General features: G+C 66.0%; 10 protein-coding genes and 1 pseudogene. 8 read left to right on the forward strand and 3 right to left on the reverse strand.

The features are described from left to right. Positions 1 to 214, reverse strand: a pseudogene (locus tag BW11_RS09495) (response regulator); the annotation flags it as partial. A gap of 151 nt (positions 215 to 365) precedes the next feature. On the opposite strand from BW11_RS09495, the gene BW11_RS09500 reads away from it, so the two are divergent. Further along, positions 366 to 1154 (forward strand): hypothetical protein, encoded by a 789-nt coding sequence (locus tag BW11_RS09500; RefSeq protein WP_140445425.1) that lies wholly within the window; start codon positions 366 to 368, stop codon positions 1152 to 1154. Between the two features lie 83 nt (positions 1155 to 1237). Here BW11_RS09500 and BW11_RS09505 read toward each other — a convergent pair whose 3' ends face one another. Continuing rightward, the gene (locus BW11_RS09505) at positions 1238 to 3061 is read right to left on the reverse strand and encodes a long-chain fatty acid--CoA ligase (RefSeq protein WP_140445424.1); all 1824 of its coding nucleotides are present in this window, start codon (positions 3059 to 3061) and stop codon (positions 1238 to 1240) included. A gap of 433 nt (positions 3062 to 3494) precedes the next feature. Here BW11_RS09505 and BW11_RS09510 point away from each other — a divergent pair, with 433 nt between their 5' ends. Together BW11_RS09510 and BW11_RS09515 are read left to right on the forward strand one after the other, a co-directional pair. Further along, on the forward strand, positions 3495 to 5108 hold the full coding sequence (locus tag BW11_RS09510) for a sugar porter family MFS transporter (RefSeq protein ID WP_140445423.1): 1614 nt from the start codon (positions 3495 to 3497) through the stop codon (positions 5106 to 5108). A 236-nt stretch (positions 5109 to 5344) separates the two neighbouring features. Next, the gene (locus tag BW11_RS09515) at positions 5345 to 6931 is read left to right on the forward strand and encodes an ABC transporter substrate-binding protein (protein WP_140445422.1); all 1587 of its coding nucleotides are present in this window, start codon (positions 5345 to 5347) and stop codon (positions 6929 to 6931) included. Between the two features lie 136 nt (positions 6932 to 7067). Here BW11_RS09515 and BW11_RS09520 read toward each other — a convergent pair whose 3' ends face one another. Further along, a complete protein-coding gene (locus BW11_RS09520) occupies positions 7068 to 9128 on the reverse strand; it encodes a cation:proton antiporter (RefSeq protein ID WP_181162571.1) in 2061 nt (686 codons plus the stop codon). Between the two features lie 513 nt (positions 9129 to 9641). On the opposite strand from BW11_RS09520, the gene BW11_RS09525 reads away from it, so the two are divergent. Genes BW11_RS09525 through BW11_RS09545 form a run of 5 tightly spaced genes read left to right on the forward strand, consistent with a single transcriptional unit; the run spans position 9642 to position 14269 of the window. Continuing rightward, entirely contained in the window at positions 9642 to 10616 is a 975-nt protein-coding gene (locus BW11_RS09525; RefSeq protein WP_219846747.1) for an ABC transporter permease, read from the forward strand. 2 nt (positions 10617 to 10618) lie between these two features. Next, the gene (locus BW11_RS09530) at positions 10619 to 11425 is read left to right on the forward strand and encodes an ABC transporter permease (protein ID WP_140445420.1); all 807 of its coding nucleotides are present in this window, start codon (positions 10619 to 10621) and stop codon (positions 11423 to 11425) included. Next, on the forward strand, positions 11422 to 12339 hold the full coding sequence (locus BW11_RS09535) for an ABC transporter ATP-binding protein (protein WP_219846746.1): 918 nt from the start codon (positions 11422 to 11424) through the stop codon (positions 12337 to 12339). Before BW11_RS09530 ends, BW11_RS09535 begins: the two co-directional genes overlap by 4 nt. Continuing rightward, positions 12336 to 13208: an ABC transporter ATP-binding protein gene (locus BW11_RS09540; RefSeq protein ID WP_140445419.1), complete on the forward strand. Its 873-nt coding sequence runs from the start codon at positions 12336 to 12338 to the stop codon at positions 13206 to 13208. The genes BW11_RS09535 and BW11_RS09540 overlap by 4 nt, the downstream gene beginning before the upstream one ends. Continuing rightward, on the forward strand, positions 13205 to 14269 hold the full coding sequence (locus BW11_RS09545; protein ID WP_140476363.1) for an amidohydrolase family protein: 1065 nt from the start codon (positions 13205 to 13207) through the stop codon (positions 14267 to 14269). Before BW11_RS09540 ends, BW11_RS09545 begins: the two co-directional genes overlap by 4 nt. Positions 14270 to 14298: the final 29 nt, after the last annotated feature.

The raw sequence follows: 14298 nt of genomic DNA on the forward strand, positions 1-14298 counted from the left end.
TGTCGGCGAGTGCCATGTCGACGAGCAGCACGTCGGGGCGATCATCGATGCGGATGCAGCGTTGGATCGCGGCCGCGCCCAGCTGCGCGGTCCAGCGGATCGCGAACCCCTCGCGCGTGAGCAGTGCGGACAGGGCCATCAGTGCCATCCTATCGTTGTCGACGATGGCGATGCGTTGCCGTCCCGTGTCGTCCGATGCGTTGTTTCGATCCATGACCCAAGTCTACGGCCGGTGACACGCCGCACAATAGTCCATGTCATGCGGCGCATGTCGCCCGCTGTACGGTGACGGACGCGAACGCATAGGCTTGAATCATCGGTATGGGGATCGAATCCCACGAGAAGTTCCATGAAAGGAGGCCGTGATGAACAAGGACGTTATGACGGGCAGGATGACGGATCGGTCGTCCGCGCGGCCCACATGGTGGTGGCTGCTGGCCGCGTTCCTCGCATTCGCGGTAATCGTCACCGGTGCGTTCGTCTGGCAGCGCGCGACGCGTATGACCGCGCAACGCATCTATGACGAACTGTCCGCTCTCGACCCGTCCGTCACCGCCGAGCAGTTGAAGGACAACGGGTACGTGTATGGCGGTCGGGCCGAACATGGCTGGCGTGCATACTCCGCCGACACGGGGGAGGACTCGTCGTATCCGTGGTATGTGCTCGGCGGGTCGGAGGATGAGCGGATCGCCAAGTTCGTTGCGGACGTGCGATCCGGGCGCGAATCCATCCTGCGCCTGTATGTCGAGGGCGTCGCCCCGTATCGCTCGATGCAGAGCGGTGCCGATGCGGGGAATGGCGATTCCGCGGGCGTGTCGGTGCGGGTCCTGTGGTTCGATCCCAATGTCGACGCGACGTGGGCGGAGAAGCCCAGTGGTTCCCGGCCGGTCGTCATCCATCATGACGGCAAGGGACAGATCCGTGAATGGTGGTGGCGTTCCGGTGACGTCGTCATCGCCGACAAGCGGTTCGCGCGCAGTATCGCCCGCGAGGATTCGTACGGCGAGACGTATGTGCTGAAACACCGCCCGCCCGTACCCGCGGACGCGGGCGGGTCCGACCGCGGTGGCAAGGATGCCGGTGTTGCCTCCGACAGGCGATCGAACGAGGTGATCATACCGTACGACGAGGTGTTCTACTCCTCTGGAGCATGATCCGAGGCTGATACGGATCGGAGCGGGAACGTCGTTGCGTTGCCTCCGCTCCGATCCGCGCAGTTGTCGCTGATCTCGGTGACTCAGTGCTTGCCGGCGTAGAGGTCTTGTTCGATGACGTCGGCGAAGACGCGGTTGACGGCCGGGCGCACCACCTTGAGCGAGGGCGTCAGGCACTTGTTCTCCTGCGTCAGCTGCGTGTCGAGGACCACGAACTTGCGCACGGATTCGGCGCGCGAGACCGTTGCGTTGGCCTTGTCGACGTAGCGCTGGATCTCGTCGTGGACGGCCGCGTTGGTCGCGAGGCGATCGATCGGCGTGTCGATCGACAGGCCGTGGGCGGGCAGCCACAGGGCCAGCGCCTCCGGGTCGAGCGTCACCAGCGCGCCGATGAACGGCCTCTGGTCGCCGACCACCACCGCATGCTCGACGATCGGGCACTTGGCGATCTCCTCCTCCAGCGGGATCGGGGACACGTTCTTGCCGCCGGCCGTGATGATGATGTCCTTCTTGCGGCCGGTGATCGCGATGCGACCCTCGTCGTCGATCGTCGCGAGATCGCCGGTCTTGAGCCATCCATCGTCGGTGAACGCCTCGGCGGTCTTGTCGGGCAGGTTGTGGTAGCCGCGGAACACGTTCGGCCCCTTGACCTGCAGCTCGCCGTCCTCGGCGATGCGCACCGAGGAGCCGGGCGCGGGCTGGCCGACCGTGCCGATCACGTTGTCGTCGACGCGCGTGGCGGCGAACGGGGCGGCCGTCTCCGTCATGCCGTAGCCCTGGATCATCGGCAGGCCGATGCCGTTGTAGAAGTGCGCGAGGTCGAGCGACAGCGGCGCGCCGCCGCACGCCACGTACTTGATCCTCGGGCCGAGCGCGCCGCGCACCGTGCGGTAGACGAGCGCCTCGTAGCGCGCGTGGTCGGCGATCTCGCGCAGCGTGTGCTTCTCGCCGGCCTGCTCCTCTCGACTCCACGCGATTGCCGCGTCCGCCGCCTTGAGGAAGAGACGGCCCTTCCAGCCGGCGCCCGCCTTGTGCGAGGCCGCGTTGTACACCTTCTCGAACACGCGAGGCACGCCCAGCAGGTAGGTCGGCTCGAACGAGCGCAGATCCGGCAGCAGGGACTTCGTGTCCGGCAGGTAGCCGACCACGCCGTCGTCGGAGGCAATCGACGCGTACTGGATGAATCGGGCGAAGCAGTGGGCGAGCGGCAGGAACAGCAGCAGTCGTGGATGATCGTCGAGGACCATCTCGTGCAGGGCCTCGCTTGCGGCGAGCGTGATCGACACGAAGTTGCGATGCGTGAGCTCCACGCCCTTCGGCGCGCCGGTCGAACCGGACGTGTAGACGATCGTCGCGAGATCGTCGATCCCGACCGACGTGATGCGCTCGTCCAGCTCCTCGTCCGACACGGTGACGCCGAGACCCTCCAGCGCGCCCAGCGCGTTGCCCTCGATCATGAGGATCTGCTTCAGGGCCGGGCAGTGGTCCTTGACCGAGTCGAGACGGTCGAAGCGCTCGCGGTCGTCGGCGAACGCGAGCTTCACGTCGGAGTCGTTCATGATGCGTTCGGCCTGTGCGGCGGAGTCGGTGTCGTAGATCGGCACGCTGACCGCGCCGATCGCGGCGATCGCGAAGTCGAGCACGCCCCATTCGAGGCGGGTCGAGGAGAAGATCGTCACGGCGTCGCCCTTGCCGGTGCCGAGGGCGATCAGGCCGCGCGCCGCGGAGACGACCATGCGGTGGAACTCGCCGGTGGTGACGTTCTGCCAGCGGCCGGGGCCCAGCTTCTTCTCGGCGATGACCGTGTCCTCGCCGGTGCGCTCGAGTCGCGCGGTGAGCAGGGAGTAGATGGTCTGGTCGTGCCTGAGCTCGATCGACGAGCCGGGGGTGGTGTATTCGGTGAGCATTCCACGTTCCTTACGTACGTTCGGCGGCGGGGCGGGAGTCGTGCGTCGTCGTGCGTCATCGTGCATGTTGACGCTCCCCGTCATGTTGTCAACGAGGTTACGCGCCCGTAGGTTGCGCCGTATTGTGCGCAATGCCACAACCCGGGGTTCCGCTTTTGTACAGGTCCACAACGGAAGGGCGGCCGTGTGCGGCGGGGGATATTGCCGGGGCCTGCGTGCGATGGAGTGGCGGGCCGCCGCCGGGCGAGTATAACAGTTTGGCAACAGTTCGGCCGATACGGCCGTTTCGCTCGATATCGCGATTACTATGTCATTCGGCGATTTTTGTTAGCGTTAACGTACTGTGTTTGATCAGGTTCCGCAGTACGTATGGAAAGCGCTTGCAATCTCGCGGCAAGCAGAGGAAGAACACATCATACGTAAGGACGCTGCCATGAATAACGCAGTATCGAAAGCGGCAAAGGACGCGGTGGCCGAAGGCGCATCGGTCACCCCGGTGGAGGAAACGGACGACCACCAGCGCCGAGGCTCCGGCCGATACATCGTCGGCCTCGCACTGAGCGCAGGCCTCGCCGGTCTGCTCTACGGCTACGACACTGTATCCATCTCCGGCGCGATCGACTTCCTGCAGGAGCGGTACGCGCTGAGCCCCGCACTACAGGGTCTCGTCATCAGCTCCATCATGATCGGCGGTGTGATCGGCGCCGGCTTCTCCGGATTCCTGTCCGACAAGTACGGCCGCCGCAAGATCCTCATGTTCGGCGGCGCGTTCTTCTTCGTCGCCGCCCTGTGGAGCGCGTTCACGTTCAGCCCGTTCACGCTGATCCTCGCCCGCATCATCGGCGGCGTCGGCATCGGCCTGGCCGCGGCGCTCGCCGTCACGTACATCACCGAGTCCGCGCCAACCAACATCCGCGGTGCGCTGACCTCCGCCTATCAGCTGCTCACCATCTCGGGCATCTTCCTGACCAACGTCATCAACTACTTCATCGCCTCCTCCGGCTCCCACGAGTGGGGAGTTGCCTCCGGCTGGCGCTGGATGCTCGGCATCGGCGCGATCCCGGCCGCGATCTTCGTCGCCGCGCTGTGGCTCTCCCCGGAGTCGCCGCGATTCCTCGTCCAGGCCGGCCGCGTCGAGGAGGGATACAAGGTCCTCGAACGCATCAGCGGCTCCGACAAGGCGCGCCGCGACGTCGAGGAGATCCAGCTGCAGATCGCCGAGGAGAGGAAGGCTAACGCCAGCTTCTCCGACCTGTTCAAGCCTGGCCTGCGCAAGGCCCTGCTCATTGGCATCTTCCTGGCCATCTTCAATCAGGCGATCGGCATGAACGCGATCTCCTACTACGGCCCGGTCATGTTCAGCCACATGGGCTTCGGCGGCAACACCGAGTTCCTCGCCTCCTCGCTCGTCGGCGGCATCGAGCTCGTGTTCACCGTCGTCGGCATGTATCTGATCGACACCGCCGGCCGCAAGAAGCTCATGGCCGTCGGCTCGGGTCTCATGGTCCTGTTCGCGCTTGGCATCTCCTTCTCCTACGCGAACAACTACCAGCTGCTCATGCTCATCTTCGTGATGTGCTTCACTTCCGCGTTCGCGTTCTCGATGGGCCCGATTCCGTGGATCATGATCCCGGAGCTGTTCCCGACCTACCTGCGCGGTCGCGCCACCGGCATCTGCACCGTGTTCCTATGGGCCACCAACTGGGCGATCGGCCAGTTCACCCCGATGCTCATCAGCTCGATCGGCGGCATGGGCACGTTCCTCGTGTTCGCCTGCACCAACCTCCTGTGCTTCCTCGGCGTCGTCACGTTCGTGCCTGAGACGAAGGACAAGACGCTCGAGGAGATCGCCGAACTGTGGAAGCCGAAGGCCGAGCAGTCCAATGCGCAGATGGAGGTCGTGCGCGCCACCGCCGACCTGAAGCAGGCCGAGGCCGACATCAAGGCCGCCGAAGCCGAGCTCGCCCGCGCCCGCCGTGCCAAGGAACGCGCGATCGCGACCAAGGCCGCCGCGGAGGCGCTTGTCGCCGCGCAGAAGGTCCGCTGATTGCGCAGTCGATTGCGCAGTCGACCGCAAAGTCGATTGACCGACGGTTTCGGACACCGATAACCCGCTAGAAGGAACGCCTATCGCGTCGCGATTGCACCGCGACACGATAGGCGTTTACTATTGCGCATGACTGTTGCGCGGCCCGGTGTCCTGCACGTCCTGCACGCCAGGTGCGTCATGCACCGCATGCGCCCGCCCCGCGCAACGAAACAGCATCAAGCAGAGGAAGAATCATGAGAACGAAGAACCACAAGGGACTGAGAAGCGTACTCGCGGCAGGACTCGCCGCGGTGCTCGCGCTCTCGCTCGCCGCCTGCTCGCAGACCGGCGGCACCACCGCATCCTCGAGTGCGAATGCCGGCGCATCCGACAAGAGCGCCCAGACCACGTTCACCTACGCGCGCGCCGCCTCCGTGACATCGCTCAACCTGTGGACCGAGATCACCTCGAACAACGCGTTCGCCATCGACAAGGTGTTCGAACCGCTCGTCAGCTTCGACAAGGACGGTAAGATCATCGACTGGCTCGCCAAGTCGCACCAGATCTCCGACGACGGTCTGACCTACACGTTCACCCTGCGCGACGGCCTCAAGTTCTCCGACGGCTCCGACGTGACCGCCGCCGACGCCGTCTTCTCGATCAAGCAGCATCAGGCCGAGAAGGACGCCGCCCTGCCGCTGACCGCCGACATCGCCTCCGTCGACGCCCCGGATGACAAGACCGTCGAGATCAAACTCAACAGCCCGTACACCCCGCTGCTCGCCGAACTCGCCAACTTCTCCAACGGCATCGTGCCGAAGGACTTCGGCGGCAAGTCCGAGGACGACTTCTTCAAGAACCCGGTCGGCACCGGTCCGTTCGTCGTCTCCGAGTGGGACAAGTCCGGTGACCTGACGTTCACGAAGAACAAGCACTACTGGCAGGAAGGCAAGCCGGGCATCGACAAGCTCGTCTACAAGGTCGTCGAGGACGACACGCAGGCCGTCAACCAGCTCAAGACCGGCGAGGTCGACGGCATCGAAAGCCCCGCGCTCGAGAACCTCGACGAACTCGAGAACGGCGCCGACACCAAGGTGGAGACCGCGGGCAGCTGGGTCACCAACACGTTCTTCTTCAACACCAAGGACGAGCACCTCGCCGACGTGCACGTGCGCCGCGCGCTCGCCTACGCCCTGAGCCGCGAGGACGTCACCAAGGCCGTGAGCTTCGGCCACGCCGTGACCGCGAAGACCGTCCTGCCGAAGGCCATCGAATACAGCACGCAGGACACGATCAAGCCGCTCGACAACGACCTTGACAAGGCCAAGGCCGAACTCGCCGAATCGAAGTTCCCGCAGGGCTTCAGCGCGAAGATCCTGCTCGCCTCCGGCAACAACGCGTACTCGCAGGCCGCGCAGCTGCTGCAGTCGGCGGCCGCGAAGATCGGCGTCAAGCTCGACATCGACTCGGTCGACATCGCGACCTTCCGCTCCCGCTTCAAGGCGTTCGACTACCAGATCATGATCAACTCCGCGCAGGCCGACTACCCGGACGCCGATTCGATCATCGACTTCCAGGCCGACCCGGACGGCTTCAGCAAGTCCTACTGGACCAGCTACAGCAACGACGAGGTCACCAAGGAGCTCAAGCAGGCGCAGGTCACGCCCGACGGCGGCGAGCGCGCCGAACTCTACACGAAGATCCAGCAGACCCTGGCCGACGAGGTGCCGTACATCCCGCTGTACTCGCCGGACATCGTCAAGGCCGTGCGCAAGAACGTGAGCGGACTGGAGGTCCTGCCGAACGATTCCGTGCGATTCCAGGACGTGAAGATCGAATAATCATATTGCTGACTACCCCTCAGACCCGCTTCGCGGGCCAGCTCCCCTGACAAGGGGAGCCAGGTACAAGGGGAGCCAGACTAAGTGAGGAGGCCCGTCTCCCGGTTCGTTTCCGGGAGACGGGCCTCCTTTTGCTTCACTGCGCCATCACCGTCTCGGCCTGCATGAGGTGGACGTTGGCGCGCATCAGGCGCGCGTCCTCGCGGGTGATCTCCTGGTTCTCGAGCATCTCGCGGATCGTGTCGAGCTCCATGCGCATCGCGTCGGCGCGCACCGTCTTGACCTTCGTGTCGTCCTCCAGCGGGATCGCCGATATGGACGTGTCGAGGATCTGGTTGAGACCCTTGCGGTATTCGATGAGCAGTTCGGCGACCAGTTCGGCGTCGTAGACGTGGTCGAGGAGCAGATCCTGCAACTTCTCCATGATGTCGTTGTACAGCGGCACCTGCACGGCGCGGATCGCGCGCGTGTGTTCTGCCTCGAGTCCCGGCGTGCGCTGCGCCACGCCCTCCCAGTAGCGGCGGATCACCGGCATGAAGCGGCGGCGGATCTTCGCCAGACGGAACGACAGGCCGTGCCTGCGCCCCTCGTCGCCGGGTTCGAGCCGCTCCAGCACTCCTTCGATGTGTTCGAGCAGGTATTTCGCGCCCTCCAGCTGCTGGAGCGTTTCCTTGTCCGGGTCGACCACGCCCTGTCGCGCCTTGATCTCGTTGCGCAGCCAGTCGCGCTCCCATTCCAGCGTCCGCACGCGCAGTTCGTTGGCCTCCCTCGGCGAGGACGACGGGATGTTCATCTCGACGCGTTCGATGCGGTCGTTGTAGCTTTTGAGCACGCGCGTGACGGCCGAGTGCGTCTCGGGCGTCTCCGCGTCGACGATCTTCGCGATCGTGCGGCGCAGCATCTCGATGTCGCGCTTCGCCCACTCCTCCTTCGACGTGTCCGCGGGCTTGGGGGAGAGCAGCGGCAGCATGATGTTCGAGATGAGGATCGACAGGACGATGTAGCCGGAGACGATGAACAGGATGATGTTGCGCACCGGCACCGACGCGCCGTCGTCGATCGAATATGGCAGCGAGAACGCCATCGCCAGCGAGATCGCGCCCTTCGGGCCGCCGAAGGTCATCACCACGGCCGAATGCCAGCGTTCCGGCGTCATCCTGCGGCGCAGGCCGGTGACGAGATCCTTCGCCCAGCGCAGGGTCGCCACGCACCAGGCGAAGCGCAGCAGCAGGGTGAGGACGGTCAGCAGCAGCACCAGTCCGATCACCATCCACAGGTTCACGCGCGGATCGTCCCAGATCGCGCGCATCGCGATCGGCAGTTCGATGCCGAGCAGCACGAACACCATGCCGTTGAGCGTGAAGTCGACGAAATGCCACACCGAGTTCGACACGAGGTTGACGCGCGCCACGTCGCCGCCGACGCCGGTGCGCGGGAACGTGATCACCACGCCGCACGCCACCACGGCCAGCAGGCCGGAGATGCCGACATGCTCGGAGATCAGATACACGCCGAACGGCAGGAAGCACTCCATGAGCATGCGCGTGGTGACGTCCTCGAGATTGTGGCGTCGCAGGGTCAGGACCATACGATCGAACAGCCAGCCGACCACGGCGCCGATCAGCGTGCCGAGTATGAAGCTCAGCAGCACCTGCCAGCCGAAGCCGACCGGCGAGAACTTGCCGGTGGCGAGCGCGACGAGCATGGTCTGGAAGCCGACGAGGCTGACCGGATCGTTGAGCAGGCTTTCGCTCTGCAAGACCGACTGCTGGCGCGGGGTGAGCTTGACGACGCCGCCCAGCTGCGCGACCGACACCGCGTCGGTGGGGCTGATGACCGCGCCCATCGCGACGGCCGCCATCATCGGGATCGCCGGCCAGATGGCGTGCAGGGCGACGCCGCTCAACGCCATCGTCACCAGCACGAGGCCCACGGCGAGCGACATCGACAGGTTGAGGTCCTTGCCCAGGGCGTTGCGGTCGATGTTGCGCGCCTCAAGGTAGAACAGCGGCACGATGAACAGCAGCATGAACATGTCCGGCTCGAACTGGATGTTCTGCAGCGACGGCGTGAAGTACCAGACGATGCCGAAGGCGATCTGGATGAGCGGGGTCGATATCTTGGGCAGGAACCGGCTGAGGAACGAGGAGATCAGAATTGCGAAGAGGATCTCCGTGACGAGTATCGCGTTCGCCATCGTGCCATGTGCTCCTTCTCGGGGCCGTCCTGCACGTGACCGTGCCGTCGCCATCCCCGAGTGGGCCCCATACGGGCATGGACCCTAGTGGCTCATCGAATTGAATTGGGCGGGCATGTCTTGTATTCTCCCCCAGTCAGCTTCGCTGACAGCCCCTTCGGCACATCGTCACAGGGGCCGGGAACTGCGCTCGCAATCGTTTGCGATTGTGAGACAGACCACCGTTGCCAATGATATTGGCCGCTCGCGTGCGCTCGTCCGGCTCCTAACGGAATGCATACGATGCGTGGGGTTATTCCCGTGTTTTTCTTACGTTTTTCTTACGTGTGCGCCGTCTGAATCGCGCGTGCCGGCTCTTCCGCGCGCGCCGATGCGTGGATGATGCGCGATGGCTGCCGTGACCGGAGTCCTACAATGGCCCACATGATCCAATCCCGCCGCATCCGCCCTGGTGATGCAGCTTCGCCCGGAGCCTCGACCCACGCATCCCGCGGCGATGCATCCCGTCGTGCCGTGCCTCCCATCGCACTGTCGCCGCGTGCCCCGCGTTCCCTGCGATGGCTGGGCGGCGTCGTCCTGCACGCGCTGCTCGTGATCGCGCTCGTCGCCGTCGGCGTGTTCCTCATCGTGCGCATCGTGCCCGGCGATCCGGCGCAGATGGTACTGGGACTCAAGGCCCGGCCCGAGCAGATCGCCGACATGCATCGCCGACTCGGCCTCGACCAGCCGCTGTGGCGGCAGTTCACGTCGTTCATCGCGACGCTCGCCACCACGGGCGACACCGGCGAATCGATCGCCTACCACGCCTCCTCGCGCGCGCTCGTCCTCGACCGGATGCCTGTCTCCCTGTGGCTCGTCGGCTGCTCGGCCGTGCTCGTCGTCGCGATCTCCCTGCCGCTGGCGATGATCGCCGCACTGCACAAGGGCACGTGGATCGACCAGCTCGTGCGCGTGGTCCCCACCATCACCCTCGGCATGCCCGAATTCTGGGTCGGACTCGTGTTCGTGCTGCTCTTCGCCGTCACGCTGCGGATCTTCCCCGTCGGCGGCACACAGCCCGGCATCGACGGCATGCTCTACTCGATGGCGCTGCCCTCGCTCACGATCGCACTCGCCCAGACCCCGTTCATCGTGCGATCCCTGCGCACGCGCATCCTCGACGTGCTCGGCTCCGACTTCGTCACCACCCTGCGCGCCGCCGGACTGCCCGAACGCGCGATCCGCCGCCACGTGCTGCGCAACTCGCTCATGCCCGCGCTCGAACTGTACGGCATGAAGATCTCGTTCCTCATCGGCGGCACGCTCGTCGTCGAACAGGTCTTCGGCCTGCGCGGCGTTGGCACGCTCCTGTTCTCCGCGATCACCGCACGCGACTTCCCCCTCATCCAGGCGATCGCCATGTACTGCGCCCTCGGCGTCGTCATCGTCTCCACCCTGGTCCGCATCGCCACCGGCCTCGTCGACTACCGCGTACGGGAGGGCAGATAACGATGAAACGCACCTTCGCCCCCACGCTCGTCGCCGGCCTCACCCTGCTCGCCCTGATCGCGCTCGCCGTCATCATCATCCCGTTCCTCTCGCCCTACGACCCGATCGCCGAGGACATCTCCGCGATGCTTCAGCCGCCGAGCCTCGCCCACCCGTTCGGCACCGACCAGCTGGGACGCGACATCCTCACGCGAGTGGCCGCCGCCGGACGCATCGACCTGGCGCTCATGGTCGGCGTCGAGGCCGCGCCGTTCGTGATCGGCACCGCCGCGGGGCTCGTCGCCGGATTCTACGGCGGATGGCCGCACCGCGTGATCACCCTCCTGTCCGACGCGCTGATCGCGTTCCCGTTCTACCTGCTCGTCGCGGTCGTCGCGTTCGTGACCGGAACTGGCGTCAAAGGCATCTTTCTGACGTTCCTCATCATGGGATGGATCATCTTCGCACGCACCGTCACCGGCGCGACCGCCTCGCTTGCGAGCGCCGAATGGGTCGAGTCCGCGCGCGTGATGGGCTTTAACGACCTGTCGATCCTCGTGCGGCAGATGCTGCCGAACGTCCTGTCGCAGGCCGTGACCGTGCTGGTGAGCGACATGGTCGCCCTGCTCGTCGCGATCGTCACGCTCGGCTATCTCGGGCTCGGCATCGCCCCGCCCACGCCCGACTGGGGCACGATGATCGCCGACGGCCAGTCGTTCCTGTCGACCCGCTGGTGGGTGTCGACCCTGCCCGGGTGCGCGGTCGTGCTCGTCGGCATCGCCCTCGCCCTGATCGGCGACGGACTCAACGATTGGAGGAGGAGCGCATGAGCGAGAAGCGGAGTCCCGTACGTTCGCTGCCGGACGAACCTGCTGGCGAGACGGCTAGCGAGACGGTCGATGTCGAACCGGGCGGCGCGATGCCGCTCATCGCCGTACGCGACCTGCGCGTCGAGGCGACGGCCGACGGCAGGCCGCTCGTCGACGGCGTCTCGTTCGACGTCGCGCGCGGCGAGGCCGTCGGCATCGTCGGCGAATCCGGCTCCGGCAAGAGCCTGACCCTGCGCGCGATCATGGGCCTACCGCCCGAAGGCGTCCGCATCACCGACCCCGCGGCCGTAACCACGCCATCCGCCCAGCCGCGTCTCGCGATGATCTTCCAGGATCCGGTTGCCTCCCTCGACCCGCTGTGCGGCGTCGTCAGGCAGGTCGCCGAGGTCATGCGCTGCCATGAGGAGGCTCCCGGCCATACGGGCAGCGGACTCATCGGCCGACTCGGCCTCGGCCGCCGATTCTCCCCGAACGCCCGACGTGAATCCCACCGTCGCGCCGCCGACCTGCTCGTCTCACTGGGACTGCCCGAATCGCTGCGCGAGCACGACCGCTACCCCGGCCAGCTCTCCGGCGGACAATGCCAGCGGGTCGGCATCGCGATCGCGCTCGCCGTGCAGCCGGACATCCTCCTGTGCGACGAGCCGACCACCGCGCTCGACGTGACCGTCCAACGCCAGATCCTCGACCTGCTCGCCCGACTGCGCGGCGAACTGGGATTGACGATGCTGTTCGTCACCCACAATCTCGGCGTCGCCGCGCACCTGTGCGACCGACTCATCGTCATGCATCAGGGGCGCATCGTCGAAACCGGACCGACCGAGCGCATCCTCGCCGATCCGCGGGACGACTACACGAAACGTCTCATCGACGCGATCCTGCCGATCCCTGCCGAAGGAAAGGATCCCCGATGAACGCCACAATCCCCATCGCATCCGGCGGCAATCTTCCCGGAGCCCTCCTCGAACTGCGTCACATCACCGTCGCCTACGGCGGCTTCACCGCCGTCGACGACGTCTCGCTCGCCCTGAAGCGAGGCCGCGCGCTCGGCATCGTCGGCGAATCGGGCGCCGGCAAATCGACCCTCGCGCGCGTCGCCGCCGGACTCATCGCGCCCGCCGCCGGCCGCACCCTGCTCGACGGACGCGAGCTCGCGCCGATCCGTCGCACGCGCGAGCAGCGTCGGCGCATCCAGATGGTCTTCCAGAACCCCGACTCATCACTCAACCCGAGCCACACCGTCCGCCGCATCCTCGCCGAAGGCATGCTCCTGCACGGCACGCTGGGACCGCATCCCTCGCGTGACGTCGTCGACGCGCGATGCCGCGAACTCCTCGCCATGGTCGGACTGGGGGAGGGGGACGGCGCCGATGGCACCGCCGACATCCTTGCCCGCCGCCCCCGCGCGTTCTCCGGCGGACAGCGCCAGCGCATCGCCATCGCCCGGGCGCTCGCGGTCGAACCGGACGTGCTCGTCGCCGACGAGCCGACCAGCGCGCTCGACGTGACCGTCCAGCGCGGCATCCTCGACCTGCTCGTCCGACTCCGTCGCGAGCGTGGTCTCGCGCTCCTGCTCATCACCCACGATCTCGGCGTCGTCAACGCGGTGTGTGACGAGGTCGCGGTCATGCGCCACGGCCGGATCGTCGCCGACGGCCCCGCCGATCTCTTCTTCCACGCACCCCTGGCCGGCTACTCCGGCGACCTCCTCGCCGCCGCCCGCGAGGTCGCGCTGCCCGGTACGGTCGGTGACATCGGAGAATCCGGGGACATGCGCCGATGACCGGATTGACGGAATTGACCGGGACGACCGGAACATCTGAGACGGCCGAGACGTCTGGGACGGCCGATAAACCGTGCCGCAGTCAGCGTCTGTGGCGATCACCCGGACTCGTCGATGCGCACGCGCACCTGGCCTGGACCGATTTCGACGCTGCCGACCGTGCCCGTCGCACGCCCCGTGAGACCGCGCGACTCGTCGCGGAACAGGCACGGCTCATGCGCGCATGCGGGTTCACCGCGATGCGCGACGCCGGCGGCATGGACGGGGCTGTATATGGGAGCGAGACGGATCCGGCGGTCACGGTCGTCGGCTGTGCCGCGATGATCGGACACGACGAGGCTGCCAGCCCGAGTTCGCTGAACAGGACTTTCTCTCGCATCGCGTCGACGTCGTCCGATGCCGCTCCATGGGTCAAGCTGTTTCTCACCGGCGGCATGGGTACGTCACCGGAACACGTGCTTGACCCGCTTATGACACGTGATCGCATCCACGAGATCATCGCGCGCATCCACGCCTCCGGTCGCAGGGCGATGGCTCATGTCTGGGGCGGCGTCGCGCTCGACTGGGCCATCGAAGCTGGCGTCGACACCGTAGAACACGGTGTGTATCTGACTGGTGAACAGGCTGAACGACTTGCCGACGCACATATCCCGCTCATTCCCACCGTCGCCATCTACCGCATTCTTGCCGATCGCACGCAGGCGGGCGAAGACGGACTCGGCGTGCCGGCGATCGTTTCGGAACGTGCGGGTCGTGCCGCCGACGCGCATCCCCGCGCTGTACGGCTCGCCCGCGACGCTGGTGTGACGATCGGCGTCGGCACCGACTACTGCACGCCGTACCTGTTCGGGCGCAATCTCGAAGAGCTTGACGCGCTGGAATCCTGCGGACTGACCCGCGCCGAGACCTGGCGTGCCGTCACCGAGACCAATGCGCGCATCATCGGTCTTGCGCGGCCGGCGCCTGAGGTGATCTTCAGGGTTGATCCGATGCGGGTGCCCCATGCGGCCGATCTGCGCTATAGGGGTTGCAGCGAATCGTTTTCAATAAGGAAAGTGTGAGCCTTGACATGTTGTCAATCGCACATCGT

The sequence above is a fragment of the Bifidobacterium sp. UTCIF-38 genome, assembly GCF_006454495.1.
GTDB classification, from domain to species: domain Bacteria; phylum Actinomycetota; class Actinomycetes; order Actinomycetales; family Bifidobacteriaceae; genus Bifidobacterium; species Bifidobacterium callitrichos.

What these genes read in the sequence shown, in the direction of transcription:
- BW11_RS09510 (WP_140445423.1), top strand. Translation starts at nt 3,495, where the DNA reads ATGAATAACGCAGTATCGAAAGCGGCAAAGGACGCGGTGGCCGAAGGC.
- BW11_RS09520 (WP_181162571.1), bottom strand. Translation starts at nt 9,128, where the DNA reads ATGGCGAACGCGATACTCGTCACGGAGATCCTCTTCGCAATTCTGATC.
- BW11_RS09530 (WP_140445420.1), top strand. Translation starts at nt 10,619, where the DNA reads ATGAAACGCACCTTCGCCCCCACGCTCGTCGCCGGCCTCACCCTGCTC.
- BW11_RS09500 (WP_140445425.1), top strand. Translation starts at nt 366, where the DNA reads ATGAACAAGGACGTTATGACGGGCAGGATGACGGATCGGTCGTCCGCG.
- BW11_RS09515 (WP_140445422.1), top strand. Translation starts at nt 5,345, where the DNA reads ATGAGAACGAAGAACCACAAGGGACTGAGAAGCGTACTCGCGGCAGGA.
- BW11_RS09535 (WP_219846746.1), top strand. Translation starts at nt 11,422, where the DNA reads ATGAGCGAGAAGCGGAGTCCCGTACGTTCGCTGCCGGACGAACCTGCT.
- BW11_RS09545 (WP_140476363.1), top strand. Translation starts at nt 13,205, where the DNA reads ATGACCGGATTGACGGAATTGACCGGGACGACCGGAACATCTGAGACG.
- BW11_RS09540 (WP_140445419.1), top strand. Translation starts at nt 12,336, where the DNA reads ATGAACGCCACAATCCCCATCGCATCCGGCGGCAATCTTCCCGGAGCC.
- BW11_RS09505 (WP_140445424.1), bottom strand. Translation starts at nt 3,061, where the DNA reads ATGCTCACCGAATACACCACCCCCGGCTCGTCGATCGAGCTCAGGCAC.